The organism is Pantoea sp. DY-17, assembly GCF_019795975.1.
GTDB classification, from domain to species: Bacteria; Pseudomonadota; Gammaproteobacteria; order Enterobacterales; family Enterobacteriaceae; genus Pantoea; species Pantoea leporis.
In genome coordinates, this window is record NZ_JAIMIG010000007.1 from 96,862 (window position 1) to 120,017 (window position 23,156).

Sequence of the window (23,156 nt, forward strand, 5' to 3'; positions counted from 1 at the left end):
TAAAAACGCGGGTTTCATCCTGAGTCCGGGTCGGTTATGTTGCATGCATTGAATACGTATTCAACGGCCGAAGTTACGAAATGATTTCATGTTTGTAAAGTGCGTGCTTGGCAATGTGAAAAAAAAGTTATTGAGTGTTGCATACGCATGCAAAAAAGGTGTAAGAGTAAAAAACACACACCGAAGCAGGTGAGTCCGGTTGATGAAATTGGCTACAATGCCCGGCAGTCACCCGTGCATCAGTGTGCTAAACAGGAAGATAACGCCATGAAACGTAAGACCTTCGGTCCAGTGACCTCACAACAAGTTGCGCAGCACGCCGGCGTTTCACAGTCTGCGGTATCGCGTACCTTCACGCCGGGCGCCAGTATTTCACCGGCCACGCGTGAAAAGGTGCTGCAGTCTGCCCGTGAGTTGGGTTATCGACCCAACGCGTTGGCGCGATCGCTGAACACCGCACGTTCGCGCATCGTTGGTGTGGTGATCTCCTGTTTCGATAATCCGTTTTATCCCCATGTGCTGGAAGCGTTGGGGCGTGAACTGGATGCGCTTAACTACCATCTGCTGCTGTTCGTCAGCGATCGGGATAGCAATGTTGACCGCATTTTCGATCAGATCATGCAGTACCGCGTGGATGGCATTGTGCTGGCATCCGGCGCGTTATCCGATGCCTTATCCGAAGAGTGCCACGGCGCGGGCATTCCGGTGGTGCTGTTCAACCGCACCGCCGAAAGCGAAATGGCGTCAAGCGTGAATACCGATAACCGTGCCGCCGCACGTCAGATCGCCGAATTTCTGTTGGCAGGCGAACATCAACGCTTTGCCTGCATTACCGGCGCGGACAACGCTTCGGTAAATCAGCTACGGCTGGACGGTTTTCGCGAGGCATTGCGCGCGCGCAACATCGACGTCACGGTGTTAGCGGGTCAAAACGACAGCGAGCAAACCGCACAGGCGGCGCGTCAATTGTTCAGCAGCGGCACGCCGCCCGATGCGGTGTTTGCCGTCAACGATCATATGGCGCTGACGGTTATGGATGTGGCGCGTTACGAGTTTGGTCTGCGCATTCCGCAGGATGTGTCGGTGGTGGGTTATGACGATGTTGGTCCAGCGGGCTGGCCTTCGTATGCGCTGACGTCTATCTGTCAGCCGGTTGAAGTGATGGTGCAACGCACCATTGGCCTGCTAATGCAGCAAATCGACAGCGCGGTGATGGCACCCGAGCAAATTGTTATTCCCGGCACGTTGGTAGTACGCCACTCCGCGCGGCGTCCGCGTCACGGCGTGGTAGAAGAGAACGGCCAGCTGCTATTTCGTTCAGAGGAGGTTGAGTAATGCGATTGCCGGGTTTCAGTCCCCAGTTTGATTCTATTCAGCAGTTTATTCTGACGTTAACCCACGTGGTATGGGAGCAGAAGGATATCGGGCAGCTGGCTGATTTCTACGCCACGCCGGTGGTATTTCACACGCCGGAAAAGCGCCTGACCGAACTCAGCGATTTCATGCGTTTGACGCTGGAAGCGTTACATTGCTTCCCGCAGCGTCAGGTGCTGACCGAAGATATTCTCACCGCGCGTGAAGGCGATACCTGTTGGTACGCCTCGCAGCGCACGCAGGCACGTATTCAGCATCTGGGCGAAGGCTTCTTTGGCGCGCCGAGTGGCAAAACGGTTTGGGTACGTACTTTCGCCGATCGTATTTGTCGTGATGGGCTGGTGGAGCAAGAGTGGCTGCTGCAGGATCGCGCGGGCATTCTTGCGCAGATTGGTACCAACGTGGCGGAGTTTGCCCAGCATCTAACGCAGATGCGCCAGCAGCAAGGGCTGGAGATGCCCGCGCCCGAAGAGCTGGAAGCGCGTTGGGCTGGCGGCCCGGATGGCGATGATGCCGAAGGAACCATCGCGGGTTTGATTGAGCGCTATCTCAGCATGTGGGCCGGCGGCAACAGCGGCGTGGTGCCAGGTGTTTATCATCCTGCCGCCACCTTGCACGGACCGGGCCACAGCAGCTTTACCGGCGAGCAGGAGATTGGCAGCTTCCTTTCCGGCTATCGCGCCTCATTCGCTGACAGCGAAACGCAGCTGCATCATTTGGTGGTGCGCCGCGATGCCAACGAACCGGTGCGCATCAGCCTGCGCTGGTCACTGTTGAGCTGGCATGACGGCTACGGAAAGTTTGGTCCGCCGTCGCGCAAGCCAGTGTGTATTTCCGGTATTTCTCATTTGGAATTACGTGATGGCGTCATCATGCGGGAATATTTAGGTATTGATGAACTCTCAATCTGGTTACAGCTACTCAGCTGATTAATCAGCACTTTTAAATAACGCATCACGTCACGGTAATTAATCCCTTAATTACCGACGGCGTTCTGCACCCTGAATTCAGCCGGGTGAATCGGCAGCGCTTGATTGCGAGGACCGCGCTCACCCTTAATTCGTCAAAAGCAGGAGTGTTTATGTCTACAACGGATACGGCTAATAAAGCCACCGCCAGTGAAAAGAGCGCAGAAAAAACCTCAGCACGCACCCAGGCCGAACCGGTTTTGCAGGTTGAGCGACGGGATTTTGTCGATCTGGTTCCAGAAAACCGTGCGCGGGTGCAGCCAATGCGCGGTTTCGATCCCTGCTATACCGATATCGTTGATTACATTGTGCGTTGTACCCACAAGATCTGGGATGAGCGCGATGTCGGGCTGATCTACAGCCATTACACCCATAACTGCGTGTTATATAACGCATTGGGCACCATTTATACCCGTGAACAAGTGGTGCTCGATACCTTGCAACGTTTGGTCGCCTTCCCGGAACGTCGCGGCATGGCAACGCAGGTGATCTGGAACGGCAACGACGTTGACGGTTTTTACACCTCGCATCTGGTTACCGGTAGCGGCCGCCACACGCAGCCAAGCCAGTACGGTAAACCCACTAATCGCACCTTTACCACGCGTACCGTGGCGGATTGCATGATTCTGGAAAACAAGATTTACCGCGAATGGGTGGTGAGCGACAACATGTCGCTGATGCGTCAATTGGGGCTGGATACCGACCAGATCGCGTACAACATGGCGAAAGAGCAGTTTGATAAGGGTTTCCGACTGACGGAGATTGGCGAAAACCGTCGTCTGCTCGGCCAGTATCCGCCGGAAAGCGATCCGGATTACACGCTGGCGCACAGTGATACCGAGGCGCAGGTGCTGGGCTGGCTGCACGAGATTTACAACAAACGCATGCTGGGCAAAGTGAAAGAGGTTTACGCCAGCAATGTGCAGTGGCACGGCCCACTGATGAAAGAGTTATATGGTCAGGCATCGGTGATCCATCAGACGCTGGCGCTGATCGGCATGATCCCAGACGGCGCATGGATGCCGCAGCATATCTGCTCCAATCCATGTGAAGAGGGCGGCACCAAAGTGGCGGTGCGCTGGGTAATGGAAGGGCATCATCTTGGCTACGGCGAGTTGGGTAAACCAACGGGACAGCGTCTGCTGGTGATGGGTATGAGCCACTATCACGTGGTGAACGGCAAAATTGTTGATGAATGGGTGGTTTACGATCACCTGGCGATGCTGGCGCAGATCAAATTGGGACAACTGGCGGAGACGGAAGCATGAGCAAACAACGCGTGCAGTTTATCAAGCAAGCCGCGGGCGAAGATGCGCAGGCGGATGCCAGCCTGATCGCCACCGTGAGCGACATTATTAGCAACGTGCGTCAGCGCGGAGACGCGGCACTGCGTGATTATTCGCAGAAATTTGATGGTGTCGCGCCGGAGCAGCTGGAAGTTTCGGCAGCAGAGATCGAGCAGGCGCTGGCGCAACTCGCCGATCAAACCCGCCAGGACAGTGAGTTTGCTATTGCCCAGGTGCGCCGCTTCGCCGAAGCGCAGCGCGCCACCTTGCAGCCGCTGGAGATTGAGACGTTGCCGGGCGTTCATCTGGGGCATCGCATCATCCCGATTGAAACCGTGGGCTGCTATGTGCCGGGCGGACGCTATCCGATCCTCTCCGCGCCGGTGATGTCTATCGTGCCAGCGGTGGTGGCGGGCTGCGATAACATCATCGCCTGTCTGCCGCCGGGCGCTCATCCGGCAATGATTGCAATTTGCCACTTGGCCGGAGCGCACCGCATTTTCAAAGTTGGTGGTGCGCAGGCCATTGCCGCGATGGCATACGGCACCGCATCGCTGCCGGCGGTGGACAAGATCGTCGGGCCGGGCAACGCTTTCGTCAATGAGGCGAAGCGTCAGGTATTTGGCAAAGTGGGTATTGATGCGTTGGCGGGGCCGAGCGAAATCTTTATCGTCGCCGATGACAGTGCTGATCCGCGCGTGCTGGCAGCGGATCTGCTGGCGCAGGCGGAGCATGACGTGCGCACGCGTGTTGGGCTGGCGACCACCAGCGAACGCGTGGCGCATGCAACATTGCGGGAAATTGAGGCGCAGCTGGCATCCTTGCCGACGGCGAAAACGGCTGGTGAGGCGTGGCAGCGTCAGGGCGAAATTGTTCTCTGTGCCGACGAGGATGCGATGGTGGCGTACACCGATGAGATCGCCACTGAGCATCTGCAAATCCATGCGCGCGATCCCCATGCGCTGGCGGCGCGCATCCGCAATTACGGATCGCTGTTTATCGGGCAAAACGCCAGCGTGGTGTTTTCTGATAAATGCTGCGGCACCAACCACACGCTGCCCACCATGGCGGCGGCACGTTACACCGGCGGATTGTGGGTCGGTGCGTATCTGAAAACCTGCACGCATCAATGGATTGACGATCAGGGCATCGCCGCCATCGCTGCTCCTGCGGTGCGCCAGAGCCGTACCGAAGGGATGCAGGCGCATCGTCGTGCAGCGCAGATTCGTTTGCAGCCAGAAAAACTCGACGCCATCCTGCGTGGCGCGGAGGATTAGTCCGTGACTTTCATCACCTGCCAGGCGAGGATGCTGGCAGGTGATGAACAGAGGAATCGGGCTATGCAGGGCAGTCGTCGTACCCTGAAGTTACTTACCGCTTTATTGGTGCTGTTGATTGTCGGACTGATCGCCGGCGCCATCCATTTCCATAAAAACGCCAACGCCTTATGGCAGATCATCAGCGAAAAGTGCGTGCCGAATATGGCGGCGACGGGCAACCCAGCGCCATGCCAGCAGGTGAATAGCGCGCAGGGTTACGTCACGCTAAAAGATCTCAACGGGCCGTTGCAGTATCTGCTGATGCCGGTCGAAAAAATCACCGGCATGGAAAGTCCCATCATTCTTGAACCTGCAACGCCAAATCTGTTTGCCGAAGCCTGGCAACAGCGCGCATTACTGGCGCAAAGGCACGGCGCGCCGATTCCCGATAGCGCGCTGTCGCTGGCCATCAATGCGCAATACGGGCGTACGCAGAATCAGCTGCATATTCATATTTCCTGTCTGCGTCCGGATGTGCGCCAGCAGCTGGATGCGCTGGCACCGAGACTGAATGCGCAGTGGCAGAGTGAAACGCTGCGCAAGCATGGTTATCTGGTGCGGGCGCTTTCTAAGCAAGAGCTGGCGCAGCAGAGTGCGTTTATCCGTCTGGCGGATGAAGTGCCGCATGCGCGCAGCGAGATGGGGAAATATGGGCTGGCGCTGGCACAGCTGCCGGATGGCCGTTTAGCGCTGCTGGCGCTGGAACGTAACTGGCTGAAGCTGAACAGCGGTTCGGCGGAAGAGATGCAGGATCATAACTGCAGCATATTGCCGCAATAACCCTTTTTTCGTAGGGACGCAATTAATAGCGGCCAATAAAAAAGGCGGCTAATCAGCCGCCTTAATCTGCATCTAAACGCTAAGTTACGCGTTTTTCGCTGCTGCTGCCGCTTTCACGATTACCGCAAAAGCATCCGCTTTCAGTGAAGCACCGCCAACCAGCGCGCCATCGATATCTGGCTGGGTGAACAGCTCAGCGGCGTTTTTGTCGTTGACCGAACCGCCGTACTGAATGATCACTTGCTGAGCGATAGCCGCATCTTTCTTCGCGATATGGTCACGAATGAATTTATGCACCGCCTGAGCCTGCGCTGGCGTAGCAGATTTGCCGGTACCGATAGCCCAAACCGGCTCATAAGCGATGACTGCGCCTTCGAACGCCGCGGCGCCCTGCGTTTCCAGCACGGCGTCGATCTGACGTGCGCACACTTCTTCCGTTTTGCCCGCTTCGTTTTCTGCGTCAGTTTCACCGATGCACAGAACCGGCACCAGACCCGCTTCTTTCACTACGGCAAATTTCTTCGCGATGAACTCGTCGCTCTCTTTGTGGTAGGTGCGGCGCTCAGAGTGGCCGATGATGATGTATTTCGCGCCAACGTCTTTCAACATGTCTGCGGAAGTTTCGCCAGTGAATGCGCCAGACAGATTAACGTCAACGTTCTGAGCACCCAGAGCAATGTGGCTACCGGAAATGGCGTGTTTTGCCAGGTCCAGATAGATGGCTGGCGGTGCAATCGCGACGCCACAACCATCAACACCAGACAGCTCTTTGCGCAGGCCTTCAATCAGCTCTTTGGTGATCTGCTTGCTACCGTTCAGTTTCCAGTTACCCATAACCAGTGGATGTCGCATTCTTTCCTCCGCATAACGCGATTCATGAAATAGCGCTGCCATCGGGCAGCGATGTCTGCGAGACAGTATAGAGATCAAATGTGTTGCTGGCTTTGCTTTTCGTCATTTTTGCCGGTGCGATCAGGGCGTCGCGAGCGCCAGTTTTATCGGTTCAACGGCGAAGGTCAAACCCTTGTCGCCGTTGTCTGCCACCACGAAACGCAATGCACCTTCGGTGCGGGCAAAATAGCGCGCACCTTTACCGGCGCTCAGCAGGGAATCGAGTTTTTTACGCCCCTCTTCAGGCGACAAGCCGGGAATGAAGAAGCGCAGCAGGGCGGTCATGTAATCCATGGCGCGAGCCTGCGCGGCTTTCATATCGGGACCGGGAACCGGCAGCCAGGTGATTTGCAGGGTTTTGATTTTGCCGGTGCCTTGCTCCAGCGCGGTTGAGGCATACAGCGTTTCGCTGATTTTGCTGGCGGCACGCGTCAGATTGCTTTTATCGCCGCGACTATCAATCGCGCGATACTCCTGCAGCAATGCATTGGGATTAGCAGCGTTGTACTTCTCACGGAACTGAGCAACGGTCATATCGAACGTCGGCGCACCCGCGAGCAGATAGGGCGCTGCAGGCAGATGATCGCTACGATCCAACGCGGGTGCATCGTCCGCCCAGGCGGGAAATGTCAGTGCGAGGCCAAGCAGCAGCGCGACTGGCAGGTTGTTCATTGCTTCGGCCCTAAATCATTCACTTAGCCCACGATTAGAACGGTTTTTACCGGGCAAAGTCAAAACCCACACTGGGAAAAATCTCAGATTATTCGCTCCGCGCCGATTACCAGTAATGCTCGCTGGTCATGTGGCCGGGTTTGCGTTTGAAATGTTTGCGCATCTCACGCGTATCTTTCAGCAGCTGCTGGGTATCGCGCACCATCTGTGGATTGCCGCACAGCATCACATGGCTGGTTTCTGCCGTCAGCGGCAAGCCAACCGCACGCTCCAGTTCTCCGCTTTCAATCAACTGCGGTACGCGGCCGTGCAGCGAACCGGCGATCTCTTCGCGGCTCACCACCGTTTGGATGTGTAACTTGCCCTGATAGCGCTGCTGCAACGCCTGCATCAAGGGCAGGAAGCTCAGATCGTCGGCGAAGCGCGCGGCGTGTACCAGCACAATATTGTCGAAACGATCCAGATCTTCGCCCTGTTGCAGAATCGATAAATAGGGGCCGATCGCCGTGCCGGTCGCCAGCATCCACAGCGTTTGGCAATCTGGAATTTCGTCGAGCACAAAGAAACCCGCCGCCTCTTTGGTGATCATCACCTGCTCGCCGGGCTGCAGCGCCTGCAAACGCGGGCTCAGTTTGCCTTCCGGTACCGTGACCAGATAAAACTCCAGCAGCGGATCCTGCGGCGCGTTGACGTACGAATAGGCACGCTGCACGCGCTCACCGTCAATCTCCAGAGCCAGCTTGGCAAATTGTCCCGCGGTAAAGGTATCAATCGGCGCTGCAACGCGCAGGCTGAACAGTGCGTCGGTCCAGTTTTTTACCTCTTTCACTTCAGCATTGATCCACTCAGCCATGCTCACTCCTTAGTGTTGAATATTCAGGCTCATGATTATCATCGTTATCCATCCGATAAATTTCCAGCCCGGTACCCTGTAAAGGGCTCTCAGCGACAAACGCAGCGCACAGATCAGCAACTGTAGCGGGCGGTTTACAATCTGGACAAACAGCTTGACGGCTTGAGACATACAGCTTTGCCCGCGCCTCTCGATTTGTCACTGAATCCTGATATTTTTGCCGCCATAAATCCGAGGCGGCCTGTTTTGTGCTGCTTATTCTTTGTTTCTCAGGCAGACATTTTGTTCCATGTTGATAAGTAAAACGCAAAATCGCTTTCTGTTATTCATGCTGATCGTGCTGGTGGCGGTTGGGCAGATGGCGCAAACCATCTATGTGCCAGCCATGGCCAACATGGCCGAAACGCTTAATGTGCGCAGCGGGGCGATCCAGCAGGTGATGGCCGCCTATCTGATGACCTACGGCGGATCGCAGTTGATCTACGGCCCGCTGTCGGACAGTTTTGGCCGACGTCCGGTGATCCTGATTGGCATGACGATCTTTGCCGTCGGCGCGTTGATCGCCATGTTCGCGCCCTCGTTGGAGATTCTGGTGCTGGGCAGCGCGGTACAAGGTTTAGGTACCGGCGTGGCGGGCGTGATGGCGCGCACCATGCCGCGCGATCTCTACGCCGGCATCGCACTGCGCCAGGCGAACAGCTTGCTTAATATGGGCATTCTGGTCAGCCCGCTGCTGGCTCCGGTGATTGGGGCGCTGCTGACGCATCTGTTTGGCTGGCACGCCTGTTTCGCCTTCCTGCTGCTGCTGTGCGTCGGCGTCACCGCGTCGATGGCGCGCTGGCTGCCGGAAACGCGTCCAGCGGATACGCCCGCCACGCCGTTCCTGCGCCGTTATGCCACTTTGCTGAGCGACGGCAACTTTGTGCGGTACCTGCTGCTACTGATTGGCGCGCTGGCGGGCATCGCAGTGTTTGAAGCCAGCTGTGGCGTGCTGATGGGCGGCGTGTTGGGGCTGGATGGATTGACCGTCAGCATCCTGTTTATCCTGCCGATTCCGGCGGCGTTCTTTGGCGCCTGGTTTGCCGGACGTGAGCAGAAATCCTGGCACACGCTGATGTGGTACGGCGTGAACAGCTGCCTGTTAGCGGGCTTGCTGATGTGGGTTCCGGCCTGGTTTAGCGTGATGAACATCTGGACGTTGCTGGTGCCGGCTGCGCTGTTCTTCTTTGGCGCGGGCATGCTGTTTCCGCTGGCAACCTCGGGCGCGATGGAGCCATATGCGTGGCTGGCGGGCAGCGCGGGTGCGTTAATCGGAGGCTTGCAGAATCTCGGTTCCGGCGTGGTGGCGTGGCTTTCTGCGCTGTTGCCGCAGCACGATCAATCCAGCCTTGGCATGCTGATGTTCGTGACGTCGCTGGTGATGCTGCTGTGCTGGTGGCCGCTCTCACGTCATCCGGAGAGCGGTAAGCAGGCGATTACAGGATAAATTGATGCAGCGCCGCGTCTTTGCGATCCAGATAGTGGATTGACTGGATGCGGCGAATGGTGCGCGATTTACCGCGCACCAGCAGGGTTTCGCTGGTGGCGATGTTGCCGTTACGCGTGATGCCTTTTAGCAAATCGCCGGTGGTGATGCCGGTGGCCGCGAAGATAACGTTATCGTTGCGCGCCATCTGATCCAGTTTCAGTACCTGACCCGCTTCAATGCCCATCTCGGCGCAGCGTTGCAGTTCATTCTCGCCCAGACGACGATTCTCTTCGCTATCCCCTTTCACCTGGTGACGCGCCAGCAGGCGTGCCTGCATGTCGCCGTCCATCGCACGGATCACGGCCGCAGATACCACACCTTCCGGCGCGCCGCCGATGCCGTACATCACATCCACTTCGCTATCCGGCATACAGGTCAGAATCGAGGCCGCGACATCGCCATCCGGGAAGGTGAACACGCGCACGCCGAGCTGTTGCAGCTGGGCAATCACCGCATCGTGGCGGGGCTTGGCCAGAATCGATACCGTTAACTGGCTGAGCGGTTTGCCCAATGCCAGCGCGATGTTTTTCAGGTTGATATCAAGCGGCAGATTGAGGTCGATGGTGCCACGTGCGCCCGGTCCAACAATCAGCTTTTCCATGTACATATCAGGTGCGTGCAGGAAGCTGCCCTTATCACCAACCGCCAGCACCGCCAGCGCATTGGCCTGGCCCATGGCCGTCATGCGTGTGCCTTCAATCGGATCGACCGCGATATCCACCGCGTCGCCACGGCCGGTACCGACTTTCTCACCGATATACAGCATCGGCGCTTCGTCGATTTCGCCTTCGCCAATCACAATCTGGCCGTCGATATCAATAGTGTTGAGCATAATGCGCATGGCGTGAACGGCTGCGCCGTCGGCCGCATTTTTATCGCCGCGTCCTAACCAGTGATAGCCCGCCAGAGCGGCGGCTTCAGTCACGCGGGAAAATTCAATCGCGAGTTCTCGTTTCATGGTGGCACCTGACAAAAAACAGGCAGGCAGTTTAACACAGCGGAGAAGCGTGGCAGGGGAAAAACCCGCGGCAGGGCGCCGCGGGTTAGCAGGATGTTACTCTTCGTCTTCCCACGCTTTAGCGCGAGCGACGGCTTTCTTCCAGCCGGCGTAACGGACGTTACGTTCGGTGGTTTCGATGCTTGGGCGGAACTCACGCTCAATCACCGCTTTAGCGCGGACTTCTTCCAGGTCGCCCCAGAAGCCAACGGCCAGGCCAGCCAGATACGCCGCACCCAGCGCTGTAACTTCACGCACTTCCGGACGCTCAACGCGCGTGCCGAGAATGTCAGACTGGAACTGCATCAGGAAGTTGTTGGCGACCGCACCACCATCCACGCGCAGTGACTGCAGGCGGGTGCCAGCATCGTTCTGCATCGCTTCCAGTACATCGCGCGTCTGGTACGCAATCGACTCCAGCGTGGCACGGATGATGTGGTTAGCGTTCGCACCGCGCGTCAGACCGAAAATCGCGCCGCGTGCATACGGGTCCCAATAAGGCGCGCCCAAACCGGTGAAGGCCGGCACCATATATACGCCGTTAGTGTCTTTCACTTTCAACGCGAAGTATTCAGAGTCGGTTGAATCACTGATCAGCTTCATCTCATCGCGCAGCCACTGAATCGACGCACCACCGATAAACACCGCACCTTCCAGCGCATAGTTCACTTCGCCGCGTGGGCCGCAAGCGATGGTGGTCAGCAGGCCGTGCGTAGACGTCACGGCTTCGGTGCCGGTGTTCATCAACATAAAGCAGCCGGTGCCGTAAGTGTTTTTCGCCATACCCGGTTGTACGCACAGCTGGCCATACAGCGCCGCTTGCTGGTCACCGGCGATTCCGGCGATAGGAATACGCGTACCGCCTTTACCACCAATGTTGGTCTGGCCGTACACTTCGGAAGATCCTTTCACTTCTGGCAGCATTTCACGCGGGATATCGAGGATCTCCAGCATGCGCTCATCCCACTCCAGCTTGTGGATGTTGTACATCATGGTACGTGAGGCGTTGGTGTGATCGGTGACGTGCACACGTCCCTGCGTCATTTTCCAAATCAGCCAGGTATCAACGGTACCGAACAGCAGTTCGCCGCGTTTTGCACGCTCACGTGCGCCTTCAACGTGGTCAAGAATCCACTTCACTTTGGTGCCGGAGAAGTACGGGTTAATCACCAAACCGGTGGTGTGCTGGATGTACTCTTCCAGACCCTCTTTCTTCAGTTTGTTACAGTAATCTGCGGTGCGCGGATCCTGCCAGACGATGGCGTTGTAAACCGGTTTGCCGGTCTCTTTATCCCACACGATGGCGGTTTCACGCTGGTTGGTGATACCAATCGCCGCGATTTGATCGGAGTTAATGTCGGCGTGCGCCAGCACTTCCACCAGCGTCGAGCTTTGTGACGCCCAGATATCCATTGGGTCATGTTCAACCCAACCCGCTTTCGGGTAGATCTGGGTAAATTCGCGCTGAGAAACCGCAACGATGTTGGCATCATGATCAAGCACCACGGCGCGTGAGCTGGTTGTGCCCTGATCGAGTGCAACTATATATTTTTTATCAGTAGTCATTGTGCTGTCCTGATGTGGTATCGATGAAACTTACGCTTTACGCTGCTGAGCGCGCGCAACCGGTTTTTCTGCTGTGCTGGCTTCCGCAACGTTAACTGGCAGATGGCGGCCAATCAGCGAACGGTAACCAAAGGCTCCGAGGCAAGCACCGACCAGCGGGCCAAAAATCGGAACCAGGAAGTAAGGAATATCTTTGCCACCGGTGAAGGCGACGTTGCCCCAACCAGCGAAGAACGCGAACAGTTTTGGACCAAAGTCACGCGCCGGGTTGAGTGCGAAGCCGGTCAGTGGACCCATTGAGCCACCGATGACCGCCACCAGCAGACCAATCAACAGCGGAGCCAGCGGACCACGCGGCACACCGTTGCCGTCATCGGTCAACGCCATGATCACCGCCATCAACACCGCTGTAATCACCATCTCAACCAGGAACGCCTGAGCTACGCTGATGTGCGGGTTCGGGTAAGTCGAGAAGATACCGGCCAGATCGAGGCTTTCAACACTGCCGCGCACCATTTGATGGCCCGCTTCGTAATCAAAGAACAGATTGTAGTAGAGACCGTAAACCAACGCGGCAGCGCAGAACGCGCCGGCAACCTGCGCCAGAATATAGGGAACAACTTTGCGACCTTCAAAATTAGCAAACAGGCACAGCGCGACGGTAACGGCTGGGTTAAGATGCGCGCCGGAAACGCCTGCGCTCAGATAGACTGCCATGGAGACGGCTAAACCCCAGATAATACAAATTTCCCACTGACCGAATGACGCACCGGCCAGTTTCAGTGCAGCAACGCAGCCTGCACCAAAGAAGATAATCAAACCTGTACCGAGAAATTCAGCGATGCACTGACCTTTTAGTGTGTTAGTTGTCTGACTCATAATGGCATTCCTGAAGCGAGGTTAAATTTTATCAGTTTTTGTTCTCATCCATGAGTCGCCCAGCTATCAATGTAGGGTTGATGTGAATTTATCGTTAACGAGCATAAACGAGAAATAGCGAAATTGAAAACTGTGTACTGTGTCATAAAAATGCGCGTTTTCGCGTCTTTTGCGTTTCTTTAAGGCCCATTCACCGCGCTTTACTGGTCGATGCTGACGTGATCGCGCACACAGATGCGCGAAGATGCGCATTTTTTTAGGCATAGACTGAAAAGTGTTACAGACTGCCCTCGCAGGCCTTGTGCCGCTGGACTTGCTGGGTTTGGCTACATACAATCGAGTCATCGTGGCTGAGCGCACTGTAATAAGGCATGCACTAGCCCCATCAACGCCTTGCAAGATTTAGGAGAGGTCAGAAAGATGTCATTTGAAGTGTTCGAGAAACTGGAAGCGAAAGTACAGCAGGCGATTGATACCATCACTCTGCTGCAGATGGAAATTGAAGAGCTGAAAGAGCAAAACAACACGCTGAAAAACGAAGTCAGCCAGGCTTCAGGCAACCAGGATGCACTGGTGCGTGAAAATCAGCATCTGAAAGAAGAGCAGCATGTCTGGCAGGATCGTCTGCGGGCACTGCTGGGAAAAATGGAAGAAGTTTAAGCTTCAATGCTTAAACCAACGGGTGCCGCGGCACCCGTTTTTGTTGCGGCTTACTCGATGTCGAGCGCGTCTTCAGACAGAATGATGCCGGTATTGTCGGCATACAGATGGTCGCCAGAGAAGAAAGTCACGCCGCCGAAGTTAACGCGCACGTCACTTTCGCCAATGCCTTCACCCGCTGCACCCACCGGAATCGCCGCAATCGCCTGAATGCCGATTTCCAGCTCTTCGAGATCGTCAACCTGACGCACCGAGCCGTACACCACAATGCCTTCCCACTCATTTTGCGCCGCCAGACTCGCCAGCTGGGCATCGACCAGTGCGCGACGGACCGAACCGCCGCCATCCACCAGCAATACGCGACCCCGACCGTTCTCTTCCAGCAAATCGTAGAGTAAGCCGTTATCTTCGAAACATTTCACTGTGGTGATTTGACCACCGAATGAGCTGCGCCCACCAAAGTTCGAAAAAAGCGGTTCAACAACATTCACAGCTTCGTGGTAGATGTCACAGAGTTCAGATGTATCGTATTTCATGAGGGTTTTCGTCTGTTTGCCACAGGAGCGCTAAGTATATCGCTATCTGGCGATTGTTGGCAAAATCATCAACCGCCAAAAAAAGCGTTGCATCAATATCCTGCGTAAAAAAAGCCCGGCACAGTGGCCGGGCAGAGATTTCGCGGGTGAAGCTTACAGAATGAAGCGGCTGAGATCTTCGTCGGCCACCAGCTCATCCAGATGCTTACCAACGTACTCGGCATCGATAGTGATCGACTCACCGTTACGATCGCTGGCGTCATAGGAGATATCTTCCATCAGACGCTCCAGCACGGTATGCAGACGACGCGCACCGATGTTCTCGGTGGTCTCGTTCACCTGCCATGCGGCTTCGGCGATACGCCGCACTGCGTCGTCGGTGAAGTCGATATTGACCCCTTCGGTGCCCATCAGCGCTTTGTACTGCACGGTAACCGAGGCGTTTGGCTCGGTCAGAATGCGCTCGAAGTCATTGACGGTCAGCGCCTGCAGTTCAACGCGAATCGGCAGACGGCCTTGTAGTTCTGGGATCAGATCTGACGGGCTGGCGACCTGGAACGCGCCGGAAGCGATAAACAGAATGTGGTCGGTTTTCACCATGCCGTGCTTGGTGGAAACGGTGCAACCTTCAACCAGCGGCAGCAGGTCGCGCTGTACGCCTTCGCGTGACACGTCTGGACCGCCCGCATTCTGGCCGCCGCGCTTACAGATTTTGTCGATTTCGTCGATGAACACGATACCGTGCTGCTCAACCGCATCGATGGCATCCTGCTTCAGCTCTTCCGGGTTCACCAGCTTGGCCGCTTCTTCTTCAATCAGCAGCTTCATGGCTTCTTTGATTTTCAGCTTACGCGGTTTCTGCTTCTGCCCACCGAGGTTCTGGAACATCGATTGCAGCTGGCTGGTCATCTCTTCCATGCCCGGAGGCGCCATGATCTCAACGCCAGCCGATGAAGCGGCCAGATCGATCTCAATCTCTTTGTCATCCAGCTGGCCTTCGCGCAGTTTCTTGCGGAAGGATTGACGCGCTGCCGATGGCTCAGCCGCTTGTTCAGCCTGGCCCCAGTTATTTTTCGCGGGTGGGATCAGCACATCCAGGATGCGCTCTTCCGCCATCTCTTCCGCGCGGTACTTGTTCTTCTCGATTGCCTGGCTGCGCACCATCTTGATGGCAGAATCGGTCAGATCGCGAATGATGGAATCAACCTCTTTACCGACGTAACCGACTTCGGTGAATTTGGTGGCTTCCACTTTGATGAACGGTGCGTTCGCCAGTTTGGCTAAGCGACGGGCGATTTCGGTTTTACCGACACCGGTTGGACCAATCATCAGAATGTTTTTTGGCGTCACTTCATGGCGCAGCTCTTCGTCGAGCTGCATGCGGCGCCAGCGATTACGCAGGGCGATCGCGACCGCCTTCTTTGCGCCGTCCTGGCCGATGATAAAGCGATTAAGCTCGCTGACAATCTCGCGTGGAGTCATCTCAGACATGATGTTTAGTCCTTAGCCTTAGACGGTAATGCTTCGAAGTTAATATTGTGGTTGGTGTAGATACAGATATCGCCAGCGATGTTCAGCGCTTTCTCCACGATATCGTGTGCACCAATGTCGGTGTTTTCCAGCAGCGCGCGTGCCGCTGCCTGGGCGTAAGGCCCACCAGAACCAATTGCGATCAGGTCATTTTCCGGCTGGATAACGTCGCCGTTGCCGCTGATGATTAATGAGGCGTTTTCGTCGGCCACCGCCAGCAGCGCTTCAAGGCGGCGCAGCATGCGATCGGTACGCCAATCTTTAGCCAGTTCGACCGCCGCTTTCACCAGATGGCCCTGGTGCATTTCCAGCTTGCGCTCAAACAGTTCAAACAGGGTGAAGGCATCTGCGGTACCGCCAGCAAAGCCGGCGATCACTTTATCGTTGTAAAGACGACGGACTTTTTTAACGTTGCCTTTCATTACGGTATTGCCGAGCGTAGCCTGGCCATCACCGCCAATCACTACCTGGCCGTTGCGTCGTACACTTACTATTGTTGTCACGGGCAGACCCCTTGTTGCAGTAGAAAAGGAACTCCGCGCACTCGGCGCGGAGTATCATGCAACCAGATATGGGGTAGGAAAAAGGGGTTTCAACCCCCGAGAGCGAGGGGAATACAACTTCCGTGGCCGGAACTGTGTAAGCGTTTGACTGTGCTGTCGGCGCTGCTGCGATCTTTGAACGGCCCGATCACCACGCGATTCCAGCCACCGCCGGTGGTAATGCGGCTCTCAAATCCTTCAAATGCCAGACCGGCGCGCACGGATTCCGCCTGATCGGTACCTTTGAACGAACCACACTGCACCATCCAGCGTTGTGAAGCGGCTTTCTCTTCCGCTTTCGCCTTGGCCGTTTCCTGCGGCTTGGTTTGCTGCGTTGGCTCACGCGTGATCGGCGCAGCTTGCTGTTGCTGTTGCTGTTGCTGACGCGCGGCCTGTTGTTGCTGCAACTGTTGCTGGCGCTGCTGCTGCTGTAACTGTTGCTGCTGACGTTGCAACTGCTGCTGTTGTTGTTGCTGAACCTGCTGTTGCTGCACCTGCTGACGCTGCAGCGTTTGCTGGCGCTGCGCCGGGGTTTGTTCGTTCCACGGCACTTCGTTCAACTGCGTCGGCTGCTGGCGCATATCGGCCTGCATCTGCTCCAGCAGCTGGCGCTGTTCATCGGTCAGCTGAGTTTGTGATTGCACGCCACCAGCCGAAGGCTCAGTTGGCGACGGAACGGTAATTTGGCGATTTTCCAGCTCTTTGATGTACTTCCAGCGCTCTTCCGGCTTCGGCGGCAGGCCGTTACCGTTGGCTTTGTGGTTTGGAATGACCTCAATCTCTTCTTTCTTATGATGCGAGATAAACCATAAACCACCGGCAAAGGTGACCAGCACGGCCGCGGCCAGTACCATCATGAGCTTTGAAGTGCCTGATCCGCCTTTGCTTTTCTTGCTGCGGCTGGCGGGTTTTTTGCGACGCGTCCCTGTTGAACGCCCGCGGCCTACATAATCTTTCTGTGCCACTTTCGTTCTGCTACCCTTCAAAAAAATGCCAATGGGCATGTAAATGTGCTGTTAATTGCCCGGCAATGAATGCGCCATGTTACGCAAGGGCTGGAACTTTGACCAGCACAGTCTGCCTTCAGAATCCGCTGAAAATGCAGGCGTCTACGCACTATTTTTCCCGTTTTGCCGCCGGTGCCGTACTGCCGCGCACGCGTAGCTCCGCATCCAGCAGGCGCGAACCGTTATTCACGCGTTTACCCTGCAGCTCATCAAGTAACAGCAGCATCGCTTCTCGGCCGATGGCAAAACGCGGCTGGGCCACGGTGGTCAGCGGCGGATCGTAGTATTGCGCCAGTTCGATATCATCAAAGCCCACCACCGACAGATCCTGCGGAATGCGCATACCGAGTTTACGCGCCTGGTTCATCGCGCCCAGCGCCATCAAATCGCTATGGCAGAAAATCGCTTTCGGCGGCTGCGGCAAACTCATCAACTGCTTAAGCGCATTCGCGCCGGCTTCAAAGGTGAAATCGCCATGCACAATCATCGTTGGGTCGATGGCGATGCTGCTGCGACGCAGCGCCTGAATGTAGCCCTGCAAACGATACTGGCTCAGCGGAATGTGTTCTGGCCCGGTGATACAGGCAATTTGGCGATGACCAAGCTGCAGCAGGTGATTCACCGCTTCAAAGGCGGCGGTCAGGTTATCGATATGGACCGTGGGTAATGCCATCTCCGGCGCAAATTCGTTGCCCATCACCATCGGCGGCAGGTTGCGCTGATCTTCAATGCCCGCCTCAAACGGCAGCTGTGAACCCAACAGCACCATGCCGTCGATCTGTCGCGTCAGCATTAAATTCAGAAAGGTTTTTTCCTGTTTATTCTGATGCGCGCAATCGCCAATCAGTACCAGATAACCCTCATGCGCAGCGGTGACTTCCACGCCGCGAATGATCTCACTGAAGAAGGGATCGCAGATGTCCGGCACAATCACCAAAATGGTTTGCGTTTCACCGCGTTTGGCATTGCGCGCCAAACCGTGCGGCGCATAACCCACGGCAATCACGGCTTTTTCGACCTTGAGCCGGGTAGCAGCAGAGACTTTTTCTGGATTCATCAACGCACGTGAAACCGTAGCGGTTGAAACGCCTGCTTTCTCGGCCACATCTTTCATGGTGGCGGCGGTGGAGGGTTGCTTCTGGTCCAACGTATAACTCCTGACGCGGTACAGCGCATTGATTTTCAGACATTACCGGGCTTCAACCGGGTCGGCACTATTGTTAACCCAAGGTCGCGTCGGGTTGTTACTTAATTTGCATAAAAATTGTGACTTGTGCGACTTTTTTCGATCTGGCTCGCAGTTGTGGCGCGGCTTAGCTCTCGGTGGGATCGATATCCAGCGTCCATTTCACTTTGCGCGACGCCGGCAAGGTGGCGATCAGCGGCAGCGATCCGCTCAACAGCTGTTGCAGACGTTTGCGCGATGGATGCTGCAACAGCAGCTGCCAGCGCCAGCGTCCACTGCGCTTCGGTGCCAACGCCGGAACCGGCCCCATCAGCCACATCGCCTCATCTTTAAGCGGGCTGGCTTCCAGCAAATTGCGCAGCTGTGTGAGGAATTCCGCCGCCTGTTGGTTATCCATATCCTCAGCGCGGAACAGCGCATGGCTGGTCCACGGCGGCAGCTGAACGGACTGACGCTCCAGCAGCGTTTGATCGGCAAAGGCGAAATAGCCGCGATGCAGCAATGTTTGCAGCAATGGATGTTCCGGATGATGGGTCTGCAGCAACACTTCGCCCTGTTTACCCGCACGACCGGCGCGACCCGCGACCTGCGTGTAGAGCTGAGCGAAACGCTCGGCGGCGCGGAAATCGGCCGAGAACAGCGCGCCATCAACATCCAGTAGCGACACCAACGTGACATCCGGGAAGTGATGGCCTTTCGCCAGCATCTGCGTGCCCACCAGAATACGCGCGCCGCCGCGATGCACATCGGCCAGATGCTGCTCCAGCGCGCCTTTACGGCTGGTGGTGTCGCGATCGATGCGCGATACCGGCACGCCGGGGAACAGCGTGCCCAGCTGCTGTTCCAGCTGTTCGGTGCCGACGCCGACCGGCATCAAATGCGTTGAACCACAGCTTGGGCACTGATTTGGCAGCGGGCGCTGGCTGTCACAATGGTGGCAGCGCAGCTGACGATGGTTCTGGTGCAGCGTGTAGTAGCTATCGCAGCGCTGGCACTCGGCCAGCCAGCCGCAATCGTGGCACATCAGCGCCGGAGAGAAGCCGCGGCGGTTAAGGAACAGCAGAACCTGATTGTCGGCCTGCAGGTGCTGACGCATTTTGCCGAGCAAGGCTGGCGCCAATCCGCCTTTCAGCTGCTGACCTTTAAGATCGATCAGCTGCTGTAACGCCGGTTTAGCATTGCCCGCGCGTTTGGTGAGATTGAGCTGGCGATATTTGCCGACGCGCACGTTGTGCAAGGTTTCCAGCGCGGGCGTGGCGGAACCCATCACAATAGGAATATCTTCCTCATGCGCACGGAACACCGCCAGATCGCGCGCCTGATAGCGCCAGCCTTCCTGCTGTTTGTACGAGCTGTCGTGCTCTTCATCAATGATGATGACGCCGGGGCGCGCCAGCGGCGTGAACAGCGCCGAGCGTGTACCGATAACAATCGCCGTTTCGCCGCTGCGCGCGCGCAGCCAGACGGCGAGGCGTTCGCTGTCATTCAGTGCCGAGTGCAGCACATCAATCGGCGCATCAAAGCGCTCACGGAAGCGGGCGATGGTTTGCGGCGTCAGGCCGATTTCCGGCACCAGCACCAAAGCCTGTTTGCCGCGTGCCAGCACGTTCTCCAGCACGCTGAGATACACTTCGGTTTTACCCGAGCCGGTAATGCCGGCCAGCAGCCATGGCGCATAGTGATCGTCTTCACTGCGCATCGCGCCCACCGCCATCGCCTGATCGGTATTCAGGCGCAGGCGATCCCCTTTGACGGCAAAGCTGGTACGCCAGTCGTGCATCTGCGGCGTGTGTTCACGCAGTTCGCACAAGCCCTTTGCGCGCAACGCTTGCAGCGCGGCATCGGTAAAATCGTGTTCGCTGACCTGATGACGATAGAGCGGTCGCTGACGTAGCATCGCCAGCGCTTGCTGCTGTTTCGGCGCGCGCTTCAGGCTCTCCATCGCCACTTCACGGCCAGCATCATTAATCACCCATTGCCACAGCGGCGCTTCCTGCGCGGGTTTGCCCTGACGCAGCAGCACCGGCAGCGCATGGCTCAGCACTTCGCCGAGCGGCGAATGATAATAGTTGGCGGCCCAATGCAAAATGCGCCACAGCGCGGGCGAGAACAGACTTTGATCGTCGAGCACGCTCTCTATCTGCTTGAGCTGCGTCAGCGGCAGAACGCTGGTCTCACGCGTGCCGATCACAATGCCGATCATTTTGCGACTGCCGAACGGCACATTCACGCGTGCGCCCGCCACCGGCTGCGGCGCATCGGCAGGCAGCAAGTAATCAAACAGGCGAGGTAGCGGAACGGGCAGTGCAACCTGAACAACGGGCATCTGAATCTCTATCCGGTTCTGAATTAAGGAGAAGTAGTGTACACGGCTAATTAGGAAGCGGCTATTTGCTAAAACCGGTTAATTTCTGTATACTATGCCGCCTTCGATGAGATCACTTGTCGGAGCATACACTTAATGTTCAACCGCGTGTGGTGCTGTGCAGGCTGAGCCTGGCACGGAGAGCGACACGGCCTTTTATGAGGTTCTCCCATGAAACAAGGTATTCACCCTAAGTACGAAGCAGTAACCATGACTTGCTCTTGCGGTAACGTAATCAACACCCGTTCAACCATGGCTTCTGGTCTGAACCTGGACGTGTGCGGCAAATGCCACCCGTTCTACACTGGTAAGCAGCGTATTGCTGACACCGGTGGCCGTGTAGATCGCTTCAACAAGCGTTTCAGCGTGCCAGCAAGCAAGAAATAAGATTTTTGGCCGTCGAATCTTCGCGATTCGGCAGCAAGAAAAAACCCAGCCTCGGCTGGGTTTTTTTATTTCTGGCTTCAGTATTCCCAGCTATCGGGATCGATGCCCATTTCACGCATAATCTGTTTCGCTTCTTCCGGAATCTCATCGCTGCGTTCTTTACGCAAATCGACATCGTTCGGCAGAGGCTGCCCGGTGAAAGCATGCAAAAAGGCTTCACACAGCAGTTCGCTGTTGGTGGCGTGACGCAGGTTGTTCACCTGACGGCGGGTGCGCTCGTCCGTTAAAATCTTCAGCACTTTCAGCGGGATAGAAACTGTAATTTTCTTAACCTGCTCGCTCTTCTTGCCATGTTCAGCGTAAGGGCTGATATATTCGCCGTTCCATTCAGCCATGGGTTACCTTAATCAATAAAAGTTGAATATGGGGAAATCCGTTGATTATGCCCGATTTTTCGATGCCTGACCCCTTAAACCGCAGGTTTTATGCTTGAGCACCGCTTCTGCAAAGGAAAGCGCGCTGAACACCAGGCGATGACGGACAATTTTAGCGGTTATTGATGATTTGCTCAATCTATACGCAAAGACATTTAGATGTCCAGATGTATTGACGTCTATGTGCGGAATGTTATCCTGTTGCTCTTCTTTTTCTTCAGGAACAGTAAGCACCATGACGCGTAAACAGGCAACCATCGCAGTACGTAGCGGTTTGAATGATGACGAGCAATATGGCTGCGTTGTCCCACCGATTCATCTCTCCAGCACCTATAACTTCCTCGACTTCAATGAGCCGCGTGCGCATGACTATTCACGTCGTGGTAACCCAACGCGCGATGTGGTTCAGCGCGCGCTGGCAGAGCTGGAAGGTGGCGCAGGCGCGGTATTGACCAATACCGGCATGTCAGCGATTCATCTGGTGACAACCGTGTTCCTGAAACCGGGCGATCTGCTGGTGGCGCCGCACGACTGTTACGGCGGCAGCTATCGTCTGTTCGATAGCCTGAGCAAGCGCGGCGCCTATCGCGTGAAGTTTGTCGATCAGGGCGACAAAGCGGCGTTGGCCGCTGCTCTGGCCGAGAAGCCAAAACTGGTGCTGGTCGAAAGCCCAAGTAATCCATTGTTGCGTGTGGTCGATATCGCCAGCATCTGCGCCGCTGCGCGAGAAGCCGGTGCCATTAGCGTGGTGGACAACACCTTCCTCAGCCCGGCGCTGCAAAACCCGCTGGCGCTGGGTGCCGACTTGGTTGTTCACTCTTGCACCAAATACCTCAATGGTCACTCTGATGTGGTGGCGGGCGCGGTGATTTCTAAAGATCCAGCGATGGCCACCGATCTGGCGTGGTGGGCGAATAATATTGGTGTAACCGGCGCCGCGTTTGATAGCTACCTGCTGCTGCGCGGTTTGCGCACGCTGTCACCGCGCATCGCCGCCGCACAACGCAATGCATTGGCGATAGTTGATTACCTGAAGCAACAACCGCTGGTGAAAAAACTGTATCATCCGTCCCTGCCGGAAAATGCCGGTCATGAGTTTGCGGTACGTCAGCAGCGTGGTTTTGGTGCCATGCTGAGTTTCGAAATCGATGCCGATGAGGCTCGCCTGCGCCGCTTCCTGAAAGCGCTGCAGTTGTTCACGCTGGCCGAATCGCTGGGCGGCGTAGAGAGTTTGATTTCGCATACCGCGACCATGACGCATGCCGGCATGTCTGCAGAAGCGCGCGCGGCAGCGGGAATTTCGGAAACACTGCTGCGTATTTCTGTTGGGATTGAAGATCACGAAGATTTAATCGCCGATCTGGATAATGCATTCCGGATCGCAGCCGAGGAGTAA

Annotated in this window: 22 protein-coding genes; 9 read left to right on the plus strand and 13 right to left on the minus strand. The window is 56.3% G+C overall.

The window, feature by feature from the left end:
• Window positions 1–267 precede the first annotated feature (267 nt).
• From K5Y33_RS22565 to K5Y33_RS22585, 5 genes are all read left to right on the plus strand, one after another.
• Window positions 268–1,335 (plus strand): LacI family DNA-binding transcriptional regulator, encoded by a 1,068-nt coding sequence (locus tag K5Y33_RS22565; RefSeq protein ID WP_101760652.1) that lies wholly within the window; start codon window positions 268–270, stop codon window positions 1,333–1,335.
• Entirely contained in the window at window positions 1,335–2,303 is a 969-nt protein-coding gene (locus tag K5Y33_RS22570; RefSeq protein ID WP_110868187.1) for a nuclear transport factor 2 family protein, read from the plus strand. Before K5Y33_RS22565 ends, K5Y33_RS22570 begins: the two co-directional genes overlap by 1 nt.
• Before the next feature lie 152 nt (window positions 2,304–2,455).
• Window positions 2,456–3,610: an ester cyclase gene (locus K5Y33_RS22575; RefSeq protein ID WP_061720303.1), complete on the plus strand. Its 1,155-nt coding sequence runs from the start codon at window positions 2,456–2,458 to the stop codon at window positions 3,608–3,610.
• Window positions 3,607–4,905: a histidinol dehydrogenase gene (hisD, locus tag K5Y33_RS22580; RefSeq protein ID WP_101760649.1), complete on the plus strand. Its 1,299-nt coding sequence runs from the start codon at window positions 3,607–3,609 to the stop codon at window positions 4,903–4,905. Before K5Y33_RS22575 ends, hisD begins: the two co-directional genes overlap by 4 nt.
• A 63-nt stretch (window positions 4,906–4,968) precedes the next feature.
• Window positions 4,969–5,727, plus strand: coding sequence for a CDP-diacylglycerol diphosphatase (locus tag K5Y33_RS22585; RefSeq protein WP_222235148.1), 759 nt, complete (start codon window positions 4,969–4,971; stop codon window positions 5,725–5,727).
• Between the two features lie 84 nt (window positions 5,728–5,811).
• On the opposite strand, the gene tpiA is transcribed toward K5Y33_RS22585, so the two are convergent.
• The 3 genes from tpiA to fpr form a co-directional block, all read right to left on the minus strand.
• A complete protein-coding gene (tpiA, locus tag K5Y33_RS22590) occupies window positions 5,812–6,579 on the minus strand; it encodes a triose-phosphate isomerase (RefSeq protein ID WP_008109693.1) in 768 nt (255 codons plus the stop codon).
• A 120-nt stretch (window positions 6,580–6,699) separates the two neighbouring features.
• Window positions 6,700–7,290, minus strand: coding sequence for a YiiQ family protein (locus tag K5Y33_RS22595; RefSeq protein WP_101760647.1), 591 nt, complete (start codon window positions 7,288–7,290; stop codon window positions 6,700–6,702).
• Window positions 7,291–7,396: 106 nt separating this feature from the next.
• On the minus strand, window positions 7,397–8,143 hold the full coding sequence (fpr, locus tag K5Y33_RS22600; RefSeq protein WP_110868182.1) for a ferredoxin--NADP(+) reductase: 747 nt from the start codon (window positions 8,141–8,143) through the stop codon (window positions 7,397–7,399).
• Between the two features lie 289 nt (window positions 8,144–8,432).
• Here fpr and emrD point away from each other — a divergent pair, with 289 nt between their 5' ends.
• Complete coding sequence (gene emrD, locus K5Y33_RS22605; protein WP_255610406.1) at window positions 8,433–9,629, plus strand: multidrug efflux MFS transporter EmrD; 1,197 nt, start codon at window positions 8,433–8,435, stop codon at window positions 9,627–9,629.
• Here the strand turns inward: emrD and glpX are convergent.
• The 3 genes from glpX to K5Y33_RS22620 all read right to left on the minus strand — a co-directional run bounded on the left by glpX (window position 9,619) and on the right by K5Y33_RS22620 (window position 13,113).
• On the minus strand, window positions 9,619–10,629 hold the full coding sequence (gene glpX / locus K5Y33_RS22610) for a class II fructose-bisphosphatase (RefSeq protein ID WP_222235149.1): 1,011 nt from the start codon (window positions 10,627–10,629) through the stop codon (window positions 9,619–9,621). The genes emrD and glpX overlap by 11 nt on opposite strands.
• Window positions 10,630–10,725: 96 nt before the next feature.
• Window positions 10,726–12,234, minus strand: coding sequence for a glycerol kinase GlpK (glpK, locus tag K5Y33_RS22615; RefSeq protein ID WP_110868179.1), 1,509 nt, complete (start codon window positions 12,232–12,234; stop codon window positions 10,726–10,728).
• Window positions 12,235–12,264: 30 nt separating this feature from the next.
• Window positions 12,265–13,113: an MIP/aquaporin family protein gene (locus K5Y33_RS22620; protein ID WP_061720295.1), complete on the minus strand. Its 849-nt coding sequence runs from the start codon at window positions 13,111–13,113 to the stop codon at window positions 12,265–12,267.
• A gap of 420 nt (window positions 13,114–13,533) precedes the next feature.
• Here K5Y33_RS22620 and zapB point away from each other — a divergent pair, with 420 nt between their 5' ends.
• Window positions 13,534–13,773 (plus strand): cell division protein ZapB, encoded by a 240-nt coding sequence (gene zapB / locus K5Y33_RS22625; protein ID WP_007885384.1) that lies wholly within the window; start codon window positions 13,534–13,536, stop codon window positions 13,771–13,773.
• Between the two features lie 50 nt (window positions 13,774–13,823).
• On the opposite strand, the gene rraA is transcribed toward zapB, so the two are convergent.
• The 6 genes from rraA to priA all read right to left on the minus strand — a co-directional run bounded on the left by rraA (window position 13,824) and on the right by priA (window position 20,900).
• Window positions 13,824–14,309: a ribonuclease E activity regulator RraA gene (rraA, locus tag K5Y33_RS22630; RefSeq protein WP_061720294.1), complete on the minus strand. Its 486-nt coding sequence runs from the start codon at window positions 14,307–14,309 to the stop codon at window positions 13,824–13,826.
• Between the two features lie 153 nt (window positions 14,310–14,462).
• On the minus strand, window positions 14,463–15,800 hold the full coding sequence (gene hslU / locus K5Y33_RS22635) for an HslU--HslV peptidase ATPase subunit (protein WP_007885388.1): 1,338 nt from the start codon (window positions 15,798–15,800) through the stop codon (window positions 14,463–14,465).
• A gap of 5 nt (window positions 15,801–15,805) precedes the next feature.
• Window positions 15,806–16,342: an ATP-dependent protease subunit HslV gene (gene hslV / locus K5Y33_RS22640; RefSeq protein ID WP_101760642.1), complete on the minus strand. Its 537-nt coding sequence runs from the start codon at window positions 16,340–16,342 to the stop codon at window positions 15,806–15,808.
• An 89-nt stretch (window positions 16,343–16,431) separates the two neighbouring features.
• The gene (ftsN, locus tag K5Y33_RS22645; protein ID WP_222235150.1) at window positions 16,432–17,346 is read right to left on the minus strand and encodes a cell division protein FtsN; all 915 of its coding nucleotides are present in this window, start codon (window positions 17,344–17,346) and stop codon (window positions 16,432–16,434) included.
• A 151-nt stretch (window positions 17,347–17,497) separates the two neighbouring features.
• Window positions 17,498–18,535, minus strand: coding sequence for a DNA-binding transcriptional regulator CytR (gene cytR / locus K5Y33_RS22650; RefSeq protein WP_061720292.1), 1,038 nt, complete (start codon window positions 18,533–18,535; stop codon window positions 17,498–17,500).
• Window positions 18,536–18,701: 166 nt separating this feature from the next.
• Window positions 18,702–20,900, minus strand: coding sequence for a primosomal protein N' (gene priA, locus K5Y33_RS22655; protein WP_222235151.1), 2,199 nt, complete (start codon window positions 20,898–20,900; stop codon window positions 18,702–18,704).
• Between the two features lie 210 nt (window positions 20,901–21,110).
• On the opposite strand from priA, the gene rpmE reads away from it, so the two are divergent.
• The gene (gene rpmE / locus K5Y33_RS22660; protein WP_007885402.1) at window positions 21,111–21,326 is read left to right on the plus strand and encodes a 50S ribosomal protein L31; all 216 of its coding nucleotides are present in this window, start codon (window positions 21,111–21,113) and stop codon (window positions 21,324–21,326) included.
• Window positions 21,327–21,403: 77 nt separating this feature from the next.
• Here the strand turns inward: rpmE and metJ are convergent, their stop codons facing one another.
• Entirely contained in the window at window positions 21,404–21,721 is a 318-nt protein-coding gene (metJ, locus tag K5Y33_RS22665; RefSeq protein ID WP_007885403.1) for a met regulon transcriptional regulator MetJ, read from the minus strand.
• A gap of 274 nt (window positions 21,722–21,995) precedes the next feature.
• Between metJ and metB the strand changes: the two genes are divergently transcribed.
• Window positions 21,996–23,156 (plus strand): cystathionine gamma-synthase, encoded by a 1,161-nt coding sequence (gene metB / locus K5Y33_RS22670; RefSeq protein ID WP_008109665.1) that lies wholly within the window; start codon window positions 21,996–21,998, stop codon window positions 23,154–23,156.

What these genes read in the sequence shown, in the direction of transcription:
- K5Y33_RS22565 (WP_101760652.1), top strand. Translation starts at nt 268, where the DNA reads ATGAAACGTAAGACCTTCGGTCCAGTGACCTCACAACAAGTTGCGCAG.
- K5Y33_RS22570 (WP_110868187.1), top strand. Translation starts at nt 1,335, where the DNA reads ATGCGATTGCCGGGTTTCAGTCCCCAGTTTGATTCTATTCAGCAGTTT.
- K5Y33_RS22575 (WP_061720303.1), top strand. Translation starts at nt 2,456, where the DNA reads ATGTCTACAACGGATACGGCTAATAAAGCCACCGCCAGTGAAAAGAGC.
- hisD (WP_101760649.1), top strand. Translation starts at nt 3,607, where the DNA reads ATGAGCAAACAACGCGTGCAGTTTATCAAGCAAGCCGCGGGCGAAGAT.
- K5Y33_RS22585 (WP_222235148.1), top strand. Translation starts at nt 4,969, where the DNA reads ATGCAGGGCAGTCGTCGTACCCTGAAGTTACTTACCGCTTTATTGGTG.
- tpiA (WP_008109693.1), bottom strand. Translation starts at nt 6,579, where the DNA reads ATGCGACATCCACTGGTTATGGGTAACTGGAAACTGAACGGTAGCAAG.
- K5Y33_RS22595 (WP_101760647.1), bottom strand. Translation starts at nt 7,290, where the DNA reads ATGAACAACCTGCCAGTCGCGCTGCTGCTTGGCCTCGCACTGACATTT.
- fpr (WP_110868182.1), bottom strand. Translation starts at nt 8,143, where the DNA reads ATGGCTGAGTGGATCAATGCTGAAGTGAAAGAGGTAAAAAACTGGACC.
- emrD (WP_255610406.1), top strand. Translation starts at nt 8,433, where the DNA reads ATGTTGATAAGTAAAACGCAAAATCGCTTTCTGTTATTCATGCTGATC.
- glpX (WP_222235149.1), bottom strand. Translation starts at nt 10,629, where the DNA reads ATGAAACGAGAACTCGCGATTGAATTTTCCCGCGTGACTGAAGCCGCC.
- glpK (WP_110868179.1), bottom strand. Translation starts at nt 12,234, where the DNA reads ATGACTACTGATAAAAAATATATAGTTGCACTCGATCAGGGCACAACC.
- K5Y33_RS22620 (WP_061720295.1), bottom strand. Translation starts at nt 13,113, where the DNA reads ATGAGTCAGACAACTAACACACTAAAAGGTCAGTGCATCGCTGAATTT.
- zapB (WP_007885384.1), top strand. Translation starts at nt 13,534, where the DNA reads ATGTCATTTGAAGTGTTCGAGAAACTGGAAGCGAAAGTACAGCAGGCG.
- rraA (WP_061720294.1), bottom strand. Translation starts at nt 14,309, where the DNA reads ATGAAATACGATACATCTGAACTCTGTGACATCTACCACGAAGCTGTG.
- hslU (WP_007885388.1), bottom strand. Translation starts at nt 15,800, where the DNA reads ATGTCTGAGATGACTCCACGCGAGATTGTCAGCGAGCTTAATCGCTTT.
- priA (WP_222235151.1), bottom strand. Translation starts at nt 20,900, where the DNA reads ATGCCCGTTGTTCAGGTTGCACTGCCCGTTCCGCTACCTCGCCTGTTT.
- rpmE (WP_007885402.1), top strand. Translation starts at nt 21,111, where the DNA reads ATGAAACAAGGTATTCACCCTAAGTACGAAGCAGTAACCATGACTTGC.
- metJ (WP_007885403.1), bottom strand. Translation starts at nt 21,721, where the DNA reads ATGGCTGAATGGAACGGCGAATATATCAGCCCTTACGCTGAACATGGC.
- metB (WP_008109665.1), top strand. Translation starts at nt 21,996, where the DNA reads ATGACGCGTAAACAGGCAACCATCGCAGTACGTAGCGGTTTGAATGAT.